Source organism: Mesorhizobium sp. WSM2561, assembly GCF_000513915.1.
In the GTDB taxonomy this organism is placed as follows: Bacteria; Pseudomonadota; Alphaproteobacteria; order Rhizobiales; family Rhizobiaceae; genus Mesorhizobium; species Mesorhizobium muleiense.
The window spans coordinates 58424-79591 of the sequence record NZ_AZUX01000006.1 but is presented as its reverse complement, the minus strand read 5'-3'; the positions used below and the strand labels follow the sequence as shown (position 1 = coordinate 79591).

The 21168-nt window shown below is 62.5% G+C and carries 21 protein-coding genes and 1 pseudogene; 5 read left to right on the top strand and 17 right to left on the bottom strand.

The genetic code is table 11. From position 1 onward, the window contains the following. Positions 1-10: 10 nt before the first annotated feature. Entirely contained in the window at positions 11-490 is a 480-nt protein-coding gene (locus tag M727_RS36150; protein ID WP_051505574.1) for a cupin domain-containing protein, read from the bottom strand. A gap of 81 nt (positions 491-571) precedes the next feature. Between M727_RS36150 and M727_RS0109470 the strand changes: the two genes are divergently transcribed. The 3 genes from M727_RS0109470 (at position 572) to M727_RS0109460 (ending at position 3908) form a co-directional block, all read left to right on the top strand. Further along, a complete protein-coding gene (locus M727_RS0109470) occupies positions 572-1510 on the top strand; it encodes a LysR family transcriptional regulator (protein ID WP_198032620.1) in 939 nt (312 codons plus the stop codon). A 314-nt stretch (positions 1511-1824) separates the two neighbouring features. After that, entirely contained in the window at positions 1825-2721 is an 897-nt protein-coding gene (locus M727_RS0109465; protein WP_027152476.1) for an arginase family protein, read from the top strand. A gap of 287 nt (positions 2722-3008) precedes the next feature. Further along, complete coding sequence (locus M727_RS0109460) at positions 3009-3908, top strand: proline iminopeptidase-family hydrolase (protein WP_027152475.1); 900 nt, start codon at positions 3009-3011, stop codon at positions 3906-3908. A gap of 17 nt (positions 3909-3925) precedes the next feature. Here M727_RS0109460 and M727_RS36145 read toward each other — a convergent pair whose 3' ends face one another. The 14 genes from M727_RS36145 to M727_RS0109390 all read right to left on the bottom strand — a co-directional run bounded on the left by M727_RS36145 (position 3926) and on the right by M727_RS0109390 (position 17920). Next, the gene (locus M727_RS36145) at positions 3926-4822 is read right to left on the bottom strand and encodes a hydrolase (RefSeq protein ID WP_051505573.1); all 897 of its coding nucleotides are present in this window, start codon (positions 4820-4822) and stop codon (positions 3926-3928) included. Between the two features lie 16 nt (positions 4823-4838). After that, the gene (locus tag M727_RS43765; RefSeq protein ID WP_280944148.1) at positions 4839-4967 is read right to left on the bottom strand and encodes a hypothetical protein; all 129 of its coding nucleotides are present in this window, start codon (positions 4965-4967) and stop codon (positions 4839-4841) included. A 94-nt stretch (positions 4968-5061) separates the two neighbouring features. Then, a complete protein-coding gene (locus M727_RS0109445; RefSeq protein ID WP_084646685.1) occupies positions 5062-6984 on the bottom strand; it encodes an adenylate/guanylate cyclase domain-containing protein in 1923 nt (640 codons plus the stop codon). A 15-nt stretch (positions 6985-6999) separates the two neighbouring features. Then, positions 7000-7716 carry a FecR domain-containing protein gene (locus M727_RS0109440; RefSeq protein ID WP_027152473.1) on the bottom strand — a complete coding sequence of 239 codons (717 nt, stop codon included), beginning with the start codon at positions 7714-7716 and terminating at the stop codon, positions 7000-7002. Between the two features lie 95 nt (positions 7717-7811). Continuing rightward, positions 7812-9068, bottom strand: coding sequence for a tetratricopeptide repeat protein (locus M727_RS41430; protein ID WP_027152472.1), 1257 nt, complete (start codon positions 9066-9068; stop codon positions 7812-7814). Positions 9069-9397: 329 nt separating this feature from the next. Then, positions 9398-9565: a hypothetical protein gene (locus tag M727_RS41425; protein ID WP_023800410.1), complete on the bottom strand. Its 168-nt coding sequence runs from the start codon at positions 9563-9565 to the stop codon at positions 9398-9400. A gap of 15 nt (positions 9566-9580) precedes the next feature. Beyond that, positions 9581-10768, bottom strand: coding sequence for a magnesium transporter (locus tag M727_RS0109425; RefSeq protein ID WP_051505572.1), 1188 nt, complete (start codon positions 10766-10768; stop codon positions 9581-9583). A 345-nt stretch (positions 10769-11113) separates the two neighbouring features. After that, a complete protein-coding gene (locus M727_RS0109420; protein WP_027152470.1) occupies positions 11114-11926 on the bottom strand; it encodes an SDR family oxidoreductase in 813 nt (270 codons plus the stop codon). Next, positions 11923-12924, bottom strand: a complete 1002-nt coding sequence (locus tag M727_RS36140) for a sugar phosphate isomerase/epimerase family protein (protein WP_051505582.1) — start codon at positions 12922-12924, stop codon at positions 11923-11925. The genes M727_RS0109420 and M727_RS36140 overlap by 4 nt, the downstream gene beginning before the upstream one ends. Before the next feature lie 40 nt (positions 12925-12964). Next, positions 12965-13732 (bottom strand): SDR family oxidoreductase, encoded by a 768-nt coding sequence (locus M727_RS0109410; protein WP_198032624.1) that lies wholly within the window; start codon positions 13730-13732, stop codon positions 12965-12967. A gap of 10 nt (positions 13733-13742) precedes the next feature. Then, positions 13743-14840, bottom strand: coding sequence for a sn-glycerol-3-phosphate ABC transporter ATP-binding protein UgpC (ugpC, locus tag M727_RS0109405; RefSeq protein ID WP_027152468.1), 1098 nt, complete (start codon positions 14838-14840; stop codon positions 13743-13745). Positions 14841-14850: 10 nt separating this feature from the next. Beyond that, positions 14851-15753: a carbohydrate ABC transporter permease gene (locus M727_RS0109400; protein ID WP_027152467.1), complete on the bottom strand. Its 903-nt coding sequence runs from the start codon at positions 15751-15753 to the stop codon at positions 14851-14853. Further along, on the bottom strand, positions 15746-16681 hold the full coding sequence (locus M727_RS0109395; protein WP_027152466.1) for a sugar ABC transporter permease: 936 nt from the start codon (positions 16679-16681) through the stop codon (positions 15746-15748). The genes M727_RS0109400 and M727_RS0109395 overlap by 8 nt, the downstream gene beginning before the upstream one ends. Positions 16682-16741: 60 nt before the next feature. Further along, complete coding sequence (locus M727_RS0109390; RefSeq protein ID WP_245268517.1) at positions 16742-17920, bottom strand: ABC transporter substrate-binding protein; 1179 nt, start codon at positions 17918-17920, stop codon at positions 16742-16744. Between the two features lie 10 nt (positions 17921-17930). On the opposite strand from M727_RS0109390, the gene M727_RS0109385 reads away from it, so the two are divergent. After that, positions 17931-19346 (top strand): ROK family transcriptional regulator, encoded by a 1416-nt coding sequence (locus M727_RS0109385; protein ID WP_156941508.1) that lies wholly within the window; start codon positions 17931-17933, stop codon positions 19344-19346. A 91-nt stretch (positions 19347-19437) separates the two neighbouring features. Here the strand turns inward: M727_RS0109385 and M727_RS36135 are convergent. After that, positions 19438-20180, bottom strand: a pseudogene (locus M727_RS36135) (SDR family oxidoreductase). A gap of 56 nt (positions 20181-20236) precedes the next feature. Then, positions 20237-20611, bottom strand: coding sequence for a DoxX family protein (locus M727_RS0109375; protein WP_027152463.1), 375 nt, complete (start codon positions 20609-20611; stop codon positions 20237-20239). Between the two features lie 151 nt (positions 20612-20762). Here M727_RS0109375 and M727_RS0109370 point away from each other — a divergent pair, with 151 nt between their 5' ends. After that, positions 20763-21143, top strand: coding sequence for a helix-turn-helix domain-containing protein (locus M727_RS0109370; RefSeq protein ID WP_027152462.1), 381 nt, complete (start codon positions 20763-20765; stop codon positions 21141-21143). Positions 21144-21168: the final 25 nt, after the last annotated feature.

Below are 21168 nucleotides of genomic sequence, written 5' to 3'. Positions count from 1 at the left end.
GGAACGAATCTCAGGCAGCCGGCGCCTCGATGGTGACGCCGTATTTGGCGGCGATGGCCACGACCTTTGCCATCTCCGGCATGCCGGCGGCGGTCGCGGCGTCCAACTCCGCGAATATCTGATCAAGGCCGCAACTCGGCGCGCAGAAGACGAGCACGCGAGCCGGCTTGTCGGCGACATTGCGGACGGCATGGCGCCGGCCGCGTGCGCCGAAGAAGAAGCCGCCGGGCGCAACGCGATGGGGCGCGGAGTCGCCCTCGAATTCGATGACGAGTTCGCCGCTAAGCACATAGAAGGCTTCATCCTCACGGGCATGGGTGTGCGGTGGCGTTCCCGCGCCCGGCGGAACCACCGACTCCCAAAGCGAGAAGGACCCGGCGGTCTCGGCGCCGGTGGCTTTGTTGATATGGGTGATGCCCAGAACGTTGAGCGTCGAGCCGGCCGCCGGCTCGCGAACGAACGCTTCGGCCGCTGCAGCTTTGGCATCCATCGTCGATCTCCTTCATGGTTCGGGTCTCTCACCAAAGAGATAGGCCGTTCTCGCCCGTCAATTAGCCGGAATTGTATGGACATGCCGTCCGGATTTCAGGACAATCCGGTGATGGACCCGCTCGATGGCATCGCGGCGTTCGCTCGCGTCGTAGACAGCGGCAGTTTCTCGGCTGCGGCTCACCGGCTTGGAATCTCCAAATCGGCGGTCAGCGCCCATGTCCAGCGGCTCGAACAGCGCCTGGGCATTCGCCTCCTCAACCGCACCACGCGACGGCTCTCGATGACCGAAGCGGGTGCAGCCTACTACCGCCACTGCGCGCGGATTCTCGCCGAGGCTGAAGCGGCGGAACAAGAGGCGAGCGCGCTGCAGCGCGAACCGCGCGGCACGCTTCGCATTTCGGCGCCCGACAGCTTCGGCTGGATGCATGTGGCGCCGGCCGTCCCGGAGTTCCTGAGGCGCTATCCGGAGCTTTCCGTCGACATTGCCTTGAGCCCGGCGCATGTGAGCCTGGTCGATGAGGGGCTGGATCTGGCGATCCGTATCGGCGCGCTCGAGGATTCGCCGCTTGTTGTGCGCAAGCTCGCGCCATCCCGACTCGTCGCCTGTGCTGCGCCCGCCTATCTCGAAAAGCATGAAGCGCCGCGCGAGCCGGGCGACCTTGCCAGGCACAACTGCCTCTGCACCAGCCTTTTGCCTTGGGGCGATGAATGGCCCCTTGCCGGCAAAATTGGCGAGGTGCGGGTGGCCGTGGGCGGCAGCTTTCGCAGCAATAATGCGGAGATGCTGCGCGTTGCGGCGCTCGACGGCATCGGCATCGCCCTATTGCCCACATGGGCGGTGGCGGAGCCTCTGCGTACCGGCGCACTGCGCCGCGTGCTGGATGCCTGGGAGCCTCCAGCCAGCACGATTTATGCCGTCTATCCCAGCAACAGGCTCATGTCGATGAAGGTCCGTGCCTTCGTCGATCACCTTGCTCGATGCATAGGGCGCGCACCGTATTGGGATGAGGGCATTTGAGAAGAGCACCCCGTTTTGGATCGTTTTGAGCTACGGCAATCCATTGATCCGGCCGCGCAATTTTCTCTCTGAATGCGCTCAAAAACGGTCTCCCACCGGTCGGAACACTTGCGATCTTGCCTTCAACAGGGGATTTGGGCGGCGGCTTGAAATTTCCTCGGTTTCGCCCACGTAGTGAGTTACGCCGGCTGCGAGGTGCTTTTTTGGCTGCAAAAGCGTCGCTTATAGGGCCATCAAACCGGCAGCCGCGCAGCGCTCAGCAGCGGAGACCGCCGGGTTACCCCGGTTCTCACTCGCAATAGCTGGAGCATCCGATGCCGACTAGCCGCTATGCCATCCTTGAAGCGCCGTCCTCGCTGGGTCTGGCGACCGACGGCGTTGAAGCCTTGCCCGGTCGGCTGCTGGAACTGGGCCTCGCCGAACGCATCCATGCGCGCCGCGCCGGGCGGCTGGCCGTCCCGCCGAAGGACCCGAAGCCCGACCCTGCCACCCTGACGCTGAACGCCAAGGCGATCGCGGCGTGGTCACCCAAGCTCGCCGACGCCGTGGAGGAGGTGCTGCACGCCCGCGAATTCCCGGTGGTGCTGGGCGGCGACTGTACGATCTTGCTGGGTCCGACGCTGGCGCTGCGCCGGCGCGGCCGCTACGGCCTGTTCTTCATCGACGGTCACGCCGACTTCTTCCAGCCCGAGGCCGAGCCCAACGGCGAAGGCGCGTCGATGGAACTGGCCCTCGTCACCGGCTACGGGCCGGCGCTGCTAACCGACCTGGAGGGCCGCCGCCCGTTGGTTCGCTCCGAGGACGCTGTCGCCTTCGCGTTTCGAGACCACGAGGACCAGGCCGAATACGGCAGCCAGCCTTTGCCAGCCGAGCTCATGGCCTACGATCTGCACGCCATCCGCCGCCTTGGGGTCGAAGCCGCCGCCCAGGCCGCCGTTCGCCACCTGACGCGGGCGGAACTCGACGGCTTCTTCATCCATCTCGACGCCGATTGTCTCGACGATGCGATCATGCCGGCGGTCGATTTCCGCGTACCGGGCGGGCTGTCGTGGGACGAGCTGTCGGCGGCGCTCCGCATCATCCTGGCGAGCGGCAAGGCGGTCGGGATCGAGGTCACCATCTACAATCCGCGCCTCGACGAGGACGGCAGCGCCGGCCATGGCCTCGCTGATGTCCTGACCGCAGCGCTCGGCACAGCCGCGCCCGCTTGAGCGGACGGCACCTATCGGCTATCGGGTGGCGTTGAAGCGTCACATGCAACCACCCCCAACGAGAATACCGCGCCTTATCCGCCGCCTGGATGATGGCAAGCAACCAGGCGACCGTTTCGAGCCGGAGCATTGAGGCTCTCCGCCTGAGGGCTCCTCCCGCCAGGGCAAACCTATAAATAGTGCTAGCTGTAAATGCGCCGGGCCGCTTAGTACCGTCGGCCGCAAACAAGGCTTGGGAGGATCCGTCACTTTGGTTCCTGCCGCGCCATGACGCGGAGCTTGGAACTGTGACGGCACATGCGACCACCGAAGGATTCAGCGACTACCGGGGCTACCGCACCTGGTATCGCGTGATCGGAGATCTCAACTCGGGCAAGCTGCCATTGGTCATCGCCCACGGCGGGCCGGGCTGCACCCACGACTATGTCGATTCATTCAAGGAGCTTGCCGATACCGGGCGGGCGGTCATCCACTATGATCAGATCGGCAACGGCAAATCGACCCATCTGCCCGACAAGGGCGGCGACTTCTGGACCGTCGATTTCTTTTTGGGCGAACTCGATGCGCTGCTCGCTCACATTGGCATTGCCGAGCGTTACGCCCTGCTCGGCCAGTCCTGGGGCGGCATTCTCTCGGCCGAACATGCTGTGCGACGCCCTGCCGGGCTCAAGGCATTGATCCTGGCCAATTCGCTGGCCTCGATGGCGCTATGGGTGGAAGGCGCGCTGCAATTGCGCGCCGGGCTGCCGGCCGATGTGCAGAACGCGCTTGACCGGCACGAGGCGGCCGGGACCACCGATCACCCGGATTATATTGCAGCAACCAAAGCCTTCTATGACCGCCACGTCTGCCGTGTCCTTCCGACGCCGCGGGAGGTCGCCCGAACATTTGCGGCAATCGACGCGGATCCGACGGTTTATCACACCATGAACGGACCCAATGAATTCCACGTAATCGGCACCATGCGGAACTGGACCATCGTCGAGCGCCTGCATCTGATCGAGGCGCCGACCCTGGCGTTCCGCGGATTTTACGACGAAGCGACCGAGGCCTGCGTCCAGCCCTTTCTCGATCATATTCCCAACGTCGAAGACATTGTCTTCCCGAATTCCAGCCACATGCCGCATGTCGAGGAGAAGCACGATTGCCTCGCCGCCGTCGGAAACTTTGTGGCCAAATACGATTGAGGCCTGCCCGCAACAGGCTATCCTTGTGCAAGCTTGTCGGTGCGGGGCCTGGCCATTGTTGATGCGTTCCGTCGCTCCTTGAGCGCGTGGGCCAGGAAATCCTTGACCGCATCGAGAACCGCGTCGCGTTCGTGGGATATGCCTGGCAGCAAATCGAAGCGCACGCGCACACCCGCTTCCTCGAACGATCGACACAACGTCCTGAGGCGTTCCGGCCGCGTTCGCCCGGTATCGTTCGCACCTGGCATGCAATGGCTGCTGCCTTGGACATGCGTGATTTCCCAGGTCTCCAGATCGGCATCGCCGACGATCATCTGGACAGGCACTTTTGCCAGCGCCGCGGCGTCGAAGCTGATGCCGAACTTCTCCGGCAGGTCACGAATGCCCACCCACCAGTCCCGCCCGGCATCGAGCAAGGTCACCGAGCCCGGCGCACCGATCGAAGCCGCCCATAGCCTGTCGGGATGGAGGATGGCGAAGCGATGGGTGAAATGTCCGCCGCCGGAAAATCCGAACATGGCGAAGCGGGTCCAGTCCTGACGATATTTTGCAACGACTTCCTCGACTATGGCGAGCAACACCTGATCGTAGCGGATATCGCCCTCGATCATGTATTTGTACCCGCTGCGGGCGTCATCGCCGAGAACGCCGATTGGGAACAGCGGGCACAAGATAGCGCAGTCGTTCCAGCGTCCGAACTCGGCGAACGCGTCGCGAAAACCCAGGAACGAGGTGCGGCCGGTGCCATGGACGGCGACCAGCAGATCGACTTTGGCGCCTTCCCCCACCGCAGGCGGCACATACAGACAATAGTGGAAGCGTGGGTCTGATTTCGAAGCAAAGATGGCGGTCGCGCCAAGATCGTATGTAGCGCGGCCGCGATCCGCAACGGACTCTGTGGCGATGCTCGTCAAGTCTAAAACTCCTCAGTCAGGTCTTGGCCTTCATGGCCAGCGTATACTGGTCGGCGCGCATCGGGATCAGGGCGACGTCGTTGAAGACGATCTCGCTGAGTTCCGAGAGCTCGCGCTTGGCATCGTCCAGCGTCCGCTTAGCCACAGCCAGTTTGGCATCGAGATCGGGATTTGAATAGCGGCCCGAATTTTGCGTTGCCCAATACCGACATCCGGGTTCGGCGTCGCGACTAGCGCCATCACACGACTGTCTCGGCAGATTGCGACGAGGGATGTATCTCCGGAACGGTGAAAACCGGCACCTCGCCCTTGAAGCCTTGGAGTTCGAAGGCACCCGCCTGGACAACCGGCATCGATGCTCCTTGCGCAAATCCGGGACCAAGCACCAGGGGGATGCTCAGCTTTTTGGTCGTTGACTCGAGCCGTGCCGTGCGGTTCACCGGCGAGCCGATCGCGGTGTAATCGAAGCGCCGTTCGGAGCCGAAATTCCCTACGGAGCAGATGCCAGTCTCGATGGCGACGCCGATTTCGATAGGGGGGTGCCCGCGCGCGGTGAACGCGGCGTTTTCGCGCTTCACCCGTTCGATCAGGGCGAGCCCGGCTTCGAGCGCGCGCTCACGATGATCTGGCTGATCAAGCGGCGCGTTCCAGAAGGCTAGCACGGCATCGCCCATGAACTTATCGATGGTCCCGTCACGCTTGAGGATCTCATCGGTCGCAAGGCCGAGGAAGTGATTGACGACCTTTCCGATTTCTTGGGCATCGAGTTGCTCGCTCATCGCCGTGAAGCCGCGTATGTCACTCAGCAGGATTGTGATCTCGCGCTTCTCTCCGGACAGGATCGCTTCGGTATCCGAATTTGCGAGGCGTTGCACCACGGAGGGCGACAGAAATTGCGAAAACTGCCGGGCCAGAGTGGACCGGCGCTGCTCGCTGCGCCTGTAGAGGGCATAGCCTTCGAAGCCAGCTACGAGGATCGTCGCAAGCGCCGGCTGCAGTGGGTCATAGAGCTTACCCTGCAGGCTGTATTCGAGAGCGCCGAACGCGAAGGGCGTGGCAGCCAGGAGCGCCAGAGCGAGGTCGCCAAGCATGACACGCTGGGCGAGAACTCCCGAAAGCCCGATGAAAACGATGCCACTGAGGACCAACCACAGCCGTTCCAGCCTACGCGCTTGCGTTGGCTCTACAAGATAGCGCCCGGCAAGCATCTGGCCGATTGCATCAGCGTGGATGTCCACGCCTGGTCGCGCCGGACGCGCCGGGGTGGGCAGATACTGCGTCAATCCCACGGCTGACAGATCAACAATGGCGATCGCGTTCCGCAGCAGCGGATCGCCGCGACCCGAAAGGATATTACTGGCAGATATGCGCGGCGTATTGGTGTCGGTTTCCCAGAGGCGGATGCTGCCCTGCGGCTCAAGTGGCACAATGGTCCCGGCCATCCTGAGCGCGTCAAACCCGGCGACATTCATCCGGGCTACGTAGCCGTTCTCTCCGGCGTAGAGGCGCAGGAGTTCGAGCGCGAACGACGGCCAGAGCTGCACGCCTTGAGCCGTATTTCGGAGCCAGAGCAGCGGCACATGGCGTAGTACGCCGTCGGGATCGGGCAAAGTGCGAATTACGCCGAGGCCTGCAGCGGCGCTCGAGAAATCAGGAAGGGAGCCTGTCAGACCGGTGAAGCCAGGAAGCGTCTCGGGTACCTGCCCGACGATCGACCAGCCGGCTTTGGGCTCTGCGTCTGAAACCGTCACCTCGTTGCCCAGGCTGACGGCGAGCGCCGTTCGATTTTTCGCCAGTGCGCTGGCGAGGCGCTTGTCTCCGGCGATGCCATCAGGAGAGATATCAGCCTCGGGCAGCACCAGCGCAAGCCCGATCACCGCGGCACCGGACTCGGCGACACCATCGACCAGATCGGCCAAAAGGCCACGGTTCCAAGGCCATCGCCCATATGCCTTAAGGCTCGCGTCGTCTATCGAGACAATGACAACAGGATTGCTCGTCGCCTGGCGCGGGGCGAGGGACTGGTAGAGGTCGTACGTGCGCTCGCGCAGGCGCGACAGTGGCCCGTCGAAAGCAAAATGGCACGCGAGCAGCAAGAGTACGACCGCAAGACCAGGTATTTTCCGCCTGGCAGCCCGCCGCCAATCAAGCGAGGGGCTCATGCCGCTCGGCCAGCCTTACCGGCAGTCGGGAAAGCAGTCATCATCCTCATCATCCACCCCGCTGCCTACAGGGGGCGTTGGGCTGTCAGGGAACTCCATGGCCACGCCGGGCAATGCGCCGTCGGTGGACTTGCAGGCTTTGAGCGAATTGCCGAGTGCTGACGCACAAATCGCGCTTACGTTCAGCCCCGGACCCGGTTCGCCTGGCAGGCCGGTGCCGGCTATTCGATCGATGCTGTCCAAAATCGGGAACGCGTCGATACCGCCGTAGCCGGTCAGCAGTTTGTCATTGTCCGACGTGCAGGCGTGGCCCGGGTTTGTGATCACGAGCTTGCGACCATTCATCATGCAGGTCATGCGGCCGGCGCGCAGTATGCCGACGGTCTGACCAGCAATCACAAGCACCTCAATGATGCCACCTCTGGCTCCGAGCACCATGTGTGGCGTCGCAACTTGCATGTCGCCGCCTTTCGAAACCTGGCCGCCGTAGAAACGGGCCAGGCCGCTGTTCATCCTGATGTCGATCTTTCCTGATCGGGACCCCGGATTGTAGACGAATTCATCGATCGTCAGGCTGGTGTTCGGACCAATCTTGGCGCTCGACTCGTCCCGGAACACGAGCATTCCGAGACCGGTGATATTGCTGCGCAGCTGGTCGCCGAGTTCGACGCCAGCGCCGACGTTCATCGCCTCGCCGTGATTGCGGATGATGTTGGTCTGGTAGGCCGTCATGGACCCAACCGTTTCAGCGCCAGATGGTGCCGCAAAGGCAAGGCAGGCGATACAAGTGGCTATCTGACGATACAGGGTCCTCATCGCGGCCTCTTTCAGTTGAGTGTCAACGTGTAGCTCACGAGCAATTCGAATGAATCTCGGTCGCCGCTGGCGATCTCGAAGTCGGTTTCGCGATAGGCGAGATCGACACTGACCTTCTGCCATTCAGTGAGCTGAAAATCGCTTTCCGAGGCAATGCGCCAGAAGTCGCTCTGGATGTTCGTGCCGATGCCGACGGACAAGTCGGGAGTGTCGCTGTGGCCGGCCGAGACGGCGACCTGGTGAGACCATGCGAAAAGGTCCGGTACTTCCATCACCACGCCGCCGTAGCGGACCTCTCCCATGTAGCTGCGGCCGATTTCGCCAGCTCCGGAGGCGAAGTCAGTCGAGCCGACTAGGCGCAGTCCGAGCGCCTGGCCATTGCGGAAGCGGTAGCTGCCGCCTGCCTCATAGAAGACCCTGCTATCGGCGAAGATGCCTTTCGAGCTGCTTAGATCGATGTAGCCGGCACCTGCAAAAAGCGTCGTCTCGACGGTGGGGCGCACGAGGAAGCGCCCACTTAGACCGACGCCGGTCTCGTGAACGTCGCTGTCGAAGCGATCTGTGACGGCGAACGCGGAAAATAGCAGCCGTAGCGAATCGATCCCGCTGTTGGGCAGTCCCTTGTCCAAGGTAATCGCGGCGTTCCCGTGGATAAAAGTCTCCTCGGCACCGGGAACCGACAGGTCTTTGGTGAAAAAGCGCTCTGTCGCTGCCAGCGAGCCCGAGAGGACAAGTGCATCAGCACTTGGCGTCCCGAGATCCCATCGGATAAAGCCTTCCGCCCGCCCATAGGGCGAGACCAAGGTGCGGTCGTCTTCGGCCCCGCCCGGCTCAAAATCGGTGGATGCGCTGAACATGCCGCCAGTCAGAGCGATTTCCCAGGTGACGCCACGTAACGCGCGCTCGATGCGGGCGAGCAGGCGAACGGCTTCCTGCTGCTCATCCGCGGACAGGTCCCCGACCTCGAGGCCGTACTGCGCCTGCCGCCGGGCCAATTCATAGGAGCCGACATGATAATACAACCGGCTGGCCGAGAGCCGGGCGCGCGCATCGCGAGGATGTTTGATGAGATACTGCTCGATCGACGAGATCGCCTGATCGTACTGCCCTGCGTTGACGGCAACTGTGACGAATTGAGCTAGCGCTCCGTTGTCGGTCGGATTGGCAATGCGGGCCGAAAACGCATCGTCATAGGCCGGATAGAGACCTTGTGCGCCGGCCGGCAATATGCCGGTACAAAGCAGCGCCGCGGCGAAGCCGAGGATCATTGAAAACGAGGAATGCATGCCGAGAACCCACCCCAACCCGACTAGTGCAGCGGATCTAGCACGCCTGCACGAAAAAAAGCGACAGAACTGTCAGGAAACCTCCGAGTCTTCAGCAGCTGTTGCAGCTGCGCAACAAACTATCGCGTTCATTCGCATTTCGCCTACGCTGGTTGGTCAAACATCTTCTCAGCGTTGCTTGGCTTCCAGCAAGTATTCGCTACAAACGGCAACTAAGCCAAATCATAATCAGCGGTGGATTGCGCAGCCGACAAGATCAATATTGTTTGCGCGATTCTCCACGTATCTGGCCGCCGCACGACGCATCAGGGTCACATGGAGCTCATCCGAAGGTCTTCCGCCGCGTTGCGCAAGCGCTCGGAGAGCTGGCGGGCGATGCTTCTCAGGACGGCCTGCGCGATGTGCGGCTTAGCCTTTGTTATCTTGTTGAACGCCGACGAGGTCACTTCATAGGCAACAACGTCCTCGTCCGCGATCACGTCCGTCGAGCGTGCCTACAGCACGAGCATGGTGGCCAGTCCCAGCATCAGGCCCATGCCTACAATATCGGTCACCGTCGTGAGGAAGATCGCGGAAGCCACGGCCGGATCGGCGCCGACCCGCCGCAGGCCCAACGGGATCAGCACGCCGGAGATCCCGGACATGAGGCACGATCCGGACATGGCGAGCAGGATCACAAGCGCCAGCATGGGCGCCTGGGATGCCGACTCCGGCTGCCGTGAAGCGTAGAACCACATGGCCGCAGCCGCCACCAGACCGACGAGCAGGCCGTTGGCGATCCCGAGCGCTCCCTCCCTCAGAACCAAGTGCAGCTTCGGTCGTTTGTCCACATCCCCTAGGGCGAGGCCACGCAGCGTAATAGCCAGCGCCTGACAGCCGGTGTTTCCGCTCTGTCCGGCCAACACCGGGAGGAACGCCGCCAACGCGACGATCTTCTCGATCGTGCCTGTGAACGAGCCGACCACGAAAGCGGCTATGAAGGCCGTCAGCAGGTTGAGCTGCAGCCACGGATGACGTTTCAAGAAGGCTGAAAACAGCGGAGTGAAAGAACGCTCCTCCTTCTGGACACCCACCATCTGGCCAGGCTGGGCAGAAATCTCGATGATTTGCTGCTCGAACAGCCGCCAGCCGCGAACCTGCCCGAGCAGCCGGTTCTCCGCGTCCACCACGGGATAGACAGGGTAGTGACGGCGTACCGCCGCCTTGCAGGCTTCGCTCAAAGGCATATCGACGTGAAGGGCAAACGGACTTGCCAGCATAATCTGATCCACCGTCGCGCCGGCCTCGCTCAGCATCAGATCGCGCAAGACCACTAGGCCAACCAGTCTATCGCCCTCGTCCGTGATGTAGAGATAAGTCAACTCGGTCGGCACCTGCGCGCGCCTGACGGCCTCGACAGCGGCGGCTACCGTCGTCCCGACAGCAACGCTGGCGGGGATCGGATCCATCAGCTCAACGATGGCCTCGGGGATCGCGAAATCCTTGCCGTCGGTATGAGATTTGATGGGCCTCCTTTGCGAGGGAAAATGCTCCGCCACCTTCCGGGCGTGCCTATCCGGTAACAACTTTAGTGCGTCGCGGATGAACTCGGGAGACTCTCGGGCTAGCAATTCAGCCGCGTCGTCAGGGGCTCGAGCACGCAGCGTGCGCACCAACTTCTCAATGTCGTTCTCTTCCCTCATCTGTTCCCCCAACCTCTAATGTTGCGCCTCTGAGCTTATAGACCGGACCGTTTCGCTCTGCCTAGGCGCACGGTGGCCCAAGCGCCTCGATCCGGAATCTTCGCCTTCTCAGGGCGCCGAGTAGACCGACCCAGACAAATCTGAGCCATTGCGTGGGTGCATACAGGCGGGCTGTAACGTCAGCGTGTCGCCAAGAGAATTGACGTGTTGCCGAAACTTCACCGTCGATTCCCGAGCTCTGCGAGCACATCGCAACTCATCAACGAAGTAAGGTCGGCAAATGGGCCGTCGCGGCCCTGCTCATTGGGGTGCGCTCAGCCCGACAGTTCGCGTGCCGGCCGCGATTCAACCTGGGAAGATGGTGAAGCCGCCATCGACGCGAATGACCTGCCCGTTGATGAAACGCGCGCGCGGACCGGCGAGGAAGGCCACCGCTTCGGCGATCTCTTCAGGCTCGGCATAGCGGTTCAGCGATTTCTTGCTCGAATCCATGCGCTCCGGATCGACGACGCGGCTCGCCTGGAACCGTGCCGTCTTGGTGGCGCCGGGGCTCACCGCATTGATGCGCACGCCATCGTCGATCAGTTCCTTGGCGAGGCAACGCGTATAATGCACGACGGCCGCCTTGAGCGTGGAGTAGACCACCTCCGGCGAGCATCCGATATGCGCTGCCGCTGAGGCAATGTTGATCACCGAGCCTGAGCCGCGTTTGACCATGGGCGGGATGAACGCCTGGCAGACCAGCATCGTGCCGATGAGATTGTTCTCGGTCAGCACCTTGATGTCTTCATAGTCGATGTCGAGCGCGTTGTTGGGACTGGGCTTTACCCCCTTGGCGCCGATATCGCCGCCGGCGCAGTTGACCAGAACGTGCACATCGCCGAGCTCCGCTTCGATCTTCCTCTTCATTTCGGCAACGGCTTGCCTGTCACCGATGTTGCCCGTAACCGCGGTTACCCGTGTCCCATGCTTTTCCAAACCCCTGGTGGATTCGCCGAGGTCCGCGAATTCGCCATACTGCGATGGCCGGGTCCAATCGAGATCGTGGATCGCGACGTTTGCGCCAAGTTCGGCCAGGCGTTCGGCCATGACGCGACCAAGGCCGCGTCCCGAGCCGGTCACGAAGGCGGTCAGGCCGCTGAGTTCTCGGGCAGTCATGCTGATTTCTCCATTGCAATGAAATCGAACTTCTTCATGTTGGCGGCGCTGCGCCGGATCATGTCGAGCTCATACGAAACCAGCGCGCCGTCATCGTCGCGCTCCCACGGCGTCCGGTAGTCGGCGTCGTCAGCAAGGCGGTTTACGCGCGCAGCACTCAGGCAGGCGGCGAACTCGCGCCCGGTCTTCGGCGCATATCCGTTCCACCAGTCCTCGGTGAGACAGCGAACGTGACGGGCTTCCAGCGCGCCTGGCTCAAGCACGGCCGTCAGCGTGTCGTGGTGCTTGGCGAGGATGGCTGCCAGTTCGGCGAAAGGCACGGCGCCGTCGCCGATCGCGCAGCGGACCAGACGATAGCCCTCATCGGTGAACTGCACGCGATAGTCCTTGAGGTGGACATGGCGGACGTGCGGTGCGATGCGCCGCGTGAAGGCAAGCGGCGCCTCGCCGACAGGGAAGGTGTTGCCGGTGTCGTAGGTGATGCCGACGCCCGGCCCACCGAGTTCGCAGAACGCGACCAGTTCGTCGCTGCCGAAGTCCTGATGGTTCTCGATGCCGAGCACCCGGCCCTCAGCCGCCGCACGCGGCCCCCATTCCGTCAAGGCAGCGCGGATCGTCGCGTCGAACTCGCTCCATTTCGGGCCCCACAGGTTGCGGTCGCCGCACAGGACGGGGGTCAGTGCGATACGGATCGTTGTCGCCTCGAGCAGGCGCGCCGCCCGAAATGCACTGTCCAACGGACCGGCCACCAGAAGGCCGCCACTGACCACCGGGACGATGTCGAGCGCGATCAGACGCTTGCGTAGGTCGACGATTTCGGGGTCCGGCAAGTCGGTCAACCACGGTTCGTAGATCTCGAGCGTGCGTGCGCCCAGTTCCTGCGCAAGCGCCATGAAGCCTTCCAGCCCGGTCCCGTCCGGATTGTGCCGCGGCGTACCGCGTCCCTGCAGGCCGAGAGTGTAGGTCAGTCCGTATGGGTTGAGGCCGAGACGAAACATCAGCTTGGCAGTTCCGTTGAAGGATTTGGAAGCGATCGCATCAGCGCAGACCGGCATCGACGGCGATGGACTGCTTGGTGATCATGCGGCTGTCATCGGCGGCAAGGAAGAGCACGGTCCGCGCGATCTCCTCGCCCAGCAGGACGCGGCGGATGAGTTGCCGCTGCACCGTCTGGTCGATTGCGTCCTGGGTCTTGAACCACAGCTGGCGCTGCCGCTCGGTGATGACGGCGCCGGGTTCGACTGCATTGACGCGGATGTTGTCGGATCCAAACGACCGCGCCAGTGCGCGCGTCAGCGCCACAACGGCACCCTTGGCGGTGGCATAGGCCACCATCTGGTCCGCGCCGAAACGCCAGGCGATGGAAGAGAAGTTTATGATCGAGCCGAAGCCGAGTTCCTTCATATGCGGATGCACCGCCTGCGCAGCGAAGAAGTGATGCCGGAGATTGACGTCGAAGCTGCGGTCCCAATATTCGACCGTCACCGCGTCAACGGGATGGCGCTGATCATCGGCAGCGTTGTTTACCAGTACGGCGACCGGACCGAGCTTAGCGCGCACGTCTTCTACCGATGCCTGCAGCGCATCAACGTCGGTCACATCGCAATGGAGGTACACCGGGGCCTGCCTGGCGACGCCACCAAGCTCGCGCACCAGCGCTTCCGCGGACCCATCCTGCACATCAAGAAAGCATACGCGGGCGCCATTCGAAGCAAAGGCGCGGACCATATCGGCGCCGATCCCGGAGGCGCCGCCGGAGATCAGCACGACGCGATCGGTCAAGCTCGGGTAAGTCGCGAATTGCACGGACATCAGATCACAGAAGCGCCTTGGTTGCTGGATCGAACAGACAGGCGCGCGACATGTCGATGCCGAGCGTTATCGTCTCGCCCATGACGGGAGCGTCATCCGGCTCGAAACGGCCGGTGATCTCCAGGTCGCCTAGCCTGAGGACGGCAAGCGTCTCGGCGCCGGTCGGTTCGACCAGTTCTACCGGCGCCTGCAAGGGCTGCACAGCAGGTTTGCGCGACTTCAGGTCCGTCGTGAAGCGGTAGATGTGTTCGGGCCGAACACCGAGCACCACGTCCTTTGGCGCACCGGCGGACAGCGGCATGGCAAGGGCAAGAGTGGCGTCGCTGCCGTCAGCGGCGCGTACCGAGATGCTAGTCGATCCCGCAAGCCGGGCGGGGATGAAATTCATCGCCGGCGATCCCATGAAACCGGCCACGAACATGTTGGTCGGCCCGTCATAGATCCGCTTCGGCGTGTCGAACTGCTGCACCGAGCCCTGGTTCATCACCGCAATGCGGGACGCGAGCGTCATCGCCTCGACCTGATCGTGAGTGACGTACACCGTCGTCTTGCCGACGCGATGGTGAAGCTTCTTGATTTCGGTGCGCATGTCGACGCGCAGCTTGGCGTCGAGATTGGACAGCGGCTCGTCGAACAAAAACAGTTTTGGATCGCGTACCAGGGCGCGTCCCATCGCAACGCGCTGCCGCTGCCCACCCGACAATTGCCCAGGCTTGCGGTTGAGCAGCCGCTCGATCTGCAGGAGTGCGGCAACCCGCTTTACGGCTTCCGCCTGCTCCGCTTTCGGCACGCCCCGGCTTTCCATGCCGAAGGTGATGTTCTGGCGCACCGTCATGGTCGGATAAAGGGCGTATGACTGGAACACCATCGCTATGTCGCGGTCCTTGGGCTGCACGGAGTTGACCAGCCGGTCGCCGATCCAGATCTCGCCCGAGGTGACGGTCTCCAGGCCGGCGATCATGGCGAGCAAGGTTGATTTGCCGCATCCGGAGGGGCCGACAAGGGCGACGAACTCACCGGTTCGCGCCTCGAGATTGATGCCGGCCAGAATCTCGAGCCCGCCATAGCTCTTGTGAAGGTCGCGGATCATCAGCGCGGACATGGACGATGCCTCATTTGATGGCGCCCTGTGTCAGGCCGCGGACGAAGTATTTTCCACCGAACAGGTAGATCAGCAGCGGCGGCAGCGCGCCGATCAGCACGGCTGCGCTCATCACATCGTAAGCACGGGCGGTCGTGCCGCCGGCAGTGAGCGCGACCAATGCCGCCGTAATCGGCTGCTGCTGGCCGGAAGTGAAGACGACGCCGAACAGATACTCGTTCCAGATACCGGTGAATTGCCAGATGACGGTGACGATCAAAATCGGCGGCGACAGCGGCAGGATGATCTTGCGAAAAATCCGCCAGAAGCCGGCGCCGTCGATGCGTGCCGCCTTGATAAGATCGTCGGGTATGCTGACGTAGAAGTTGCGGCAGAACAGGGTGGTGAACGAGATGCCCTGGACGACATGAATCAACACCAGCCCGTAGGTCGAATTGGTCAGGCCGAGTTTGCCGAGCAGGAACGCCCACGGCATCAGCGAGATCTGGCCGGGCATGAAGACGCCGAGCAGCATCAGATTGAACAGAATTTCCGAGCCCTTGAAACGCCATTTCGACAGCACATAGCCGTTCATGGCGCCGAGGAGCGTGGAAATGAGCGTTGCGGGGATCGTCATCCAGAGCGAATTGAAGAAATTGCGCTTCATGCCTTCGCAGGTGCCGCTGACGCAATAAGTGCCCCAAGCCTGTGCCCACGCGTCGAGGCGGAAGCTGCGCGGCAGCGAGATGAGGCCGTTGCGGGCAATGTCGGACTGCTCCCGCAACGAGTTGAAGACGACGACCAGCAGCGGTGCAAGGTAGATGACGGCGAAAAGCATCAGCACCGCATAGACAAGGAAGCGACCCCAGAAATATCGCCGCGTAGCCGCGGCCGCTTCGGGATCATGCCGGGCGTTGGCGGCAATTTCAGCCATTGCGGCCCTCCGCCCGCCTGCGCCAAACGATCCACAAGGAATAGGGCACCAGCACGACCGCGAGGGCCGCGAGCATCATCATCGCCGCGGCGGCACCCTCGCCGATCTGCCCGCGCTGGAACATCAGGTCATAGACATAGATCGCCGGGAAGGTGGTCGACACACCTGGCCCACCCCGCGTCAACGCCGCCACCAGGTCGAACGTCTTGATGGCGAACTGGATCTGAATGACCGCCACCGCCAGAAAAATCGGGGCGATCGTCGGCAGGATGACCTTCCGATAGGTGCGGGAAACCGACGCACCGTCGATCTGCGCTGCTTTGATGAGATCCGGATCAACCGACCGCAGGCCAGCCAGGAAAAGCGCCATGGCGAAGCCGGACGACTGCCAGATACCGGTTATGATCACCGCATAGATTGCGGTGTTGCGGTTGGCCGTCAGCGCGAAGCTGAAGTCGGTCCAGCCGAGCCCCCGCACGAAAGCCTGGATGCCGTCGACGGGATTATAGAGCCAACTCCACACTGTGCCGGTGACGATGAAGGAGACTGCCAGCGGATAGAGGAAGATCGTGCGCCAGGCCGCCTCGCCGCGAACGCGCTGGTCGATCAGGATCGCCAGAAGCAGTCCGATGGCCATCGAGCCGACGATATAGAAGCCGCTGAACAGAAAGAGGTTGGTGTAGGCGATGTTCCAGCGCCGGTTCGCCCAGAGCGAAGCGTAATTGTCCAGACCGACGAAGCCATAGGTCGGCATCAGCGACGAACTGGAGAGCGAGAGATAGAGCGTCCAGAGCGTGAAGACGAAGACGTAGATGAAACTCGCCGCAAGCGACGGCACCAGCACCAGAATGGGCACCATCGTGCCCAGGCGCTGCCGCCACGGGGTTGCGGTAGCCGCAACCGGTACGGTCAGGTCACGCGTTGACATCTTCTGCTCCGGCGAAGTCGGGGCCGCGCGACGCGCGACAAGCCATCATCGGCAGCGTCTTCACATCTGCGCTTCGGCCGCATCGGCCATCGCGCTGGCTGCGTCCTGCGCGGTCATGTCCGGCGTCGCCACAAATTCGGTGACGGTATCCATGATCGCGCCGCGCACCTTCTGCGGGATCGTCATGTTGTGCGCCATCGAACGGACAAGCGTGCCGCCATCGATCGACGCCTGCAGGTCCTTCTGGGAAAGCTGCTGGCAGGGATTGAAGCCGTTCGAAAGATCGACGTCGAGACGGGCCGGGATCGAGCCCTTGGTCTGATTGAAAATCGTCTGGAACTCGGGCGACAGGATGGTGCTGGCGAGCAGTTTCTGGCCCTCGACGTAGTCCGGATCCTTCTGCTGGAAGAACACGACCGAGTCGGAATTCAGGATGAAGCCCGGATTGCCCCAGTCAGTCGGCGCCTGGGCGCACACAAAGTCGGTGCCCTGCTTGAAGCCGCCGGCCGTGAGCAGGCCGAGCGTCCAGTCGCCCATGATGTGGAAGGCGGCCTCGCCGCGGCCGACCAGATGCGACATGCTATCCCAGTCGCGCCCGTTCATGCCGGGGTCCATATATTTCGTCGTCATGGTGCGGAACTGTTCGAAGGCCTTGACCATGCCGTCGCTGCGCATCGCCTCGACGTCACCCTCGACGAAGGCCTTCTTGAAGAGATCGAGATCCATGCCGTAGACCACCACCTCGAACACCGTCGAATCGGTCCAGTCGGCGGTCGAGTGCGAGATGCAGATTTTGCCTGATGCCACGACCTTGTCGCAGGTGGCGTTGAAGTCCGCCCAGGTCTTCGGCACCTCGACGACGCCTGCTTCCTGCATGACCTTCGGCGATGCCCACAACCAGTTGATGCGATGGATATTCATCGGCGCCGCCACCCAGCTGCCGGTCGGCTTCATCACCGGCAGCAATTCGGGTGCGACGACCTTCTCCCAACTTTCCGCTGTCGCCAGTTCGTCGAGATTGGCTGTCATGCCGGTCTCGTTCCATTCGGCGATCTCGGGTCCCTTGAGCTGCACCGCTGGCGGTGCGTTGCCGGCGATCACGTCGGCGCGCAGTTTCGCCAGCGTGTTGGCCGTGTGGCCTGCGATGGAGGTCTGCTGCCAGGTGCCACCCTTGGCGGTGAACATCTCGCCGAGCTTGGCAATGGCCTGGGCGTCCGATCCGGTCGCCCATTGATGCAACAGGTTGGTCTTGGGCTCTGCGAGCGCAGCTCCCGCAACAAGGCTGTACGCCGTAGCGGCCGCAACGGCCGTCCTCAGGTATTCCATCGTTTCACTCCCATATGTGATGTACGGTTCGTATCGACCGCTTGTGGACGCAAGTGGAGATCGTCGCAGAGGGAGATGCAATATCTCCGTTCTTTCCAAGATGACATATTTGAGCTATCAGTCAACGTCCTTTGTGCTCATCATGAACAAACCTTCGCTTAGAAATTGGCTGATCGACAAGCCCTCCGCATCACCGGAGAGCCTGATCGTGCGATGCCTGCGGGAGCGCGGCGTGCTTTCTGCCTCGCAAATCGCGCACATCACCGGTTTGGCGCGGTCGACAGTTTCAACCGCGCTCAATGGCTTGAGAACGTCCGGAATGGTGATCGAATCCTCGGCCCACCATGACGGCGCCCGGGGCATTGGCAGGCCTGCCGCGACCTTGACGCTCAATCCCGCTGCGGGCACCTGTGTCGGAATCCACCTAGGCCTCGATGAGATGCGGTGCCTCGTCGCCGACGTGTCGCATTCTGTCATCGCCGAACAAACTATCTCCATGGGCCTGGACTACCAGCCACAACAGGCGGCCGAGCTCGCCAAGTCAGCAATTGCCCAATGCTACGAAGAGAACGGTCTGCCGATGGCGGGGCTCCTGGGGGTTGGGGTTTCCGTCTCGGGCCCTGTCAGCCGCGAAGGCGTGGTGCAGCGTGCGAGTATTGTTCCGACCTGGGCTGGGGTCAACATCCGCGATGTGTTCGGGCCGGTGCTCGAACAGCCGATTTTCGCCGATAACGAGAGCAACTGCTCGGCCATTGCCGAGCTGATGTGGGGCGCGGCCGTCGGCCAAGACGATTTCGTGCTGTTCAAGATCGATCTCGGTGTCGGCGGGGCCATTGTCCAGCATGGCCGGCTGGTGACCGGCATCGCCGGCGGCGCCGGCGAATTCGGGCATATCAGCATCGATCCAGGCGGCGATCTTTGCCGGTGCGGCAATCGCGGATGCCTGGAGCTTTATGCGAGTTTTGCCCGGCCGCTCGAGCAGATTTCGCGCATCGTGCGGCGGCCGGTCACGATGGACGAGGTGATCATGATGGCTGAACAGGGCGACGTCGGCGCGCTGCGAATGATCGAGGACACCGCCGACTTCGCCGGCCGTGGTCTTGGTCTGATCGGCTCGGTGATCAATCCGCCGCTCATCATCATCGGTGGCCGCATGGCTTTGGCAGGCGACATTCTCCTGGAACCGCTGATCGCGTCATATGAACGCCACACGCTCATCAAGTCCCGCGATATCGCACCCGCCGTGCGCACGCGGATAATCGTTGGCAAGCACACGCAGAACGATGCATTGCTCGGCGCAGTCGGCCTGGTGCTGCGCCACAACAGCCGGCTGCAATGATTTGACTTTTCGCCGAGTGGGCCGTTTCCCCAGGGCGATCGCTCGCGAAGGTCGCTGAACGCATGGACGCAGCTAGGCGCTCCGTCGTTGCTCAGCGCGCACTGTCGATGATCGAGCCGCCATCCGGGGTGAGGGTATAGCCCGTCAGGAACTGTGCATCCTTGCTCGCGAGGAACAGGATGACCGGCGCGATGTCTTCCTCCGGCGTTCCGAAGCGGGCGAGCGCGTTGGTCGGCGGGGGCACGTCAGCCTCTTGGCCCCATGTCTCTGCCAGCGGCGGGAGATTGTTCACGGTGAAGTTGTCGGCGCCCCACTCGCGCGCGGCGGTCCGCGTCAGGGCGCGCACTGCCTCCTTGGCCATGTTGTAGGGGCCATAACCCACCAAGCCCATGACACCGGCCATCGAGCCGAAGTTGATGACGCGACCCTCTCCGCTGGCCTTGAGGTGGGGATAGCAAGCCTGCATCGTTCTCAGGTAGGCGATCGGGCCGACATCGAAATTGCGCTGCACCTGATCCACCGACAGTTCGATGATGAACGAGAAAGGCGCGGACGGATCAAATGCGTTGTTTACAAGAATGTCGACCCCGCCATAGGCGGCGACCGCCTTGTCCACCGCCGCCTTGATCTGATCGGCATTGCTGATGTCGCAGACGACACCGAGCGCGGTGCCCCCGGCGGCCTCGATGTCGGCGATGACAGCGTCCACATTGGCGGGCGTGAGCGAAAGAACCGCCACCTTCGCGCCTTCCGCCGCGAACAGCTTCGCCGTGGCGCGGCCGATGCCGCGACCGGCGCCTGTGACGATGGCACTTTTCCGTCAAGTCGACCCATGTTCATCTCCATTCAATAGGGGTTGTTGGAAGTTTCGCCGCGTCAAAGCAGCGCCGTCAGCACGTAGGCGACGGCACTTCGCGAGCTGCGTTTTGCGTGAGGAAGGAGGCTGCCAACAGCGCAAGGCCTGCGGCCGCCGGGAGGGCACCGCCGGGCTTGCGGACCCCGACGTGGGCCAAGCCGGACAGTAGCAGGTGATAGAACATCCCGGCGTAGGCGAGATCGCTGAGGTGAACGCTGAAGCGTGACAAGATGGCCGCCGCGCCCAGAACCTTCACGGCGATCATGACCGGCACAAGGTAGGCTGGATAGCCGAGGTCGGCGAGCGCCTGACGAACCCAGGCGCCCTTACTCACGTAGGCAATTGCGGAAGTCAGATACAGCAGGCTCAGAAGTGCGGTGCTGATCCAATATGTATACGTTGCGGCCATGTCATCTTCCTGTTTGCCGCCAGCAGCGACATCTCTTTCATCGACTTTCGCGCTTCCGGGTCGCAACTTCTTACCTGCGCGCCTGCAGCACGGATTGAAAATGTCGTCTAAGATTGATATTCGCAAGTAGGATGAATAACTTTCTGTTAGTATGGAAGAGCAGACTATGGCCGATAAAGAGATCAACATGCACGAGGAGATGCGGCGCGCATTCGCGCTGCTCTCGGGCAAGTGGAAGCTGGAAATCATGTGGCTGCTCAATCAGCGGGTGTACCGCTTCGGAGAGCTGCGAAAAGCGATCCCCGGCATCACCCAGCACATGCTGACGGCTCAACTGCGCGAGCTCGAAGGGGATGGGCTGGTCTCGCGCACCGTGTTCGCGGAAGTGCCACCCCGCGTCGAGTATGAGATCACGCCAAAGGCGCGTGGGCTTGGCCCCACGATGGAAGCGCTCACCGCCTGGTGGGACGAGTATGGAAAGAGCGTCCCGGCCAAGCCGAGCACGCGCGGTCGTAAAGCCAAAGGCGGCTGATTTCTTGGCATCCCCAGACAGCCGC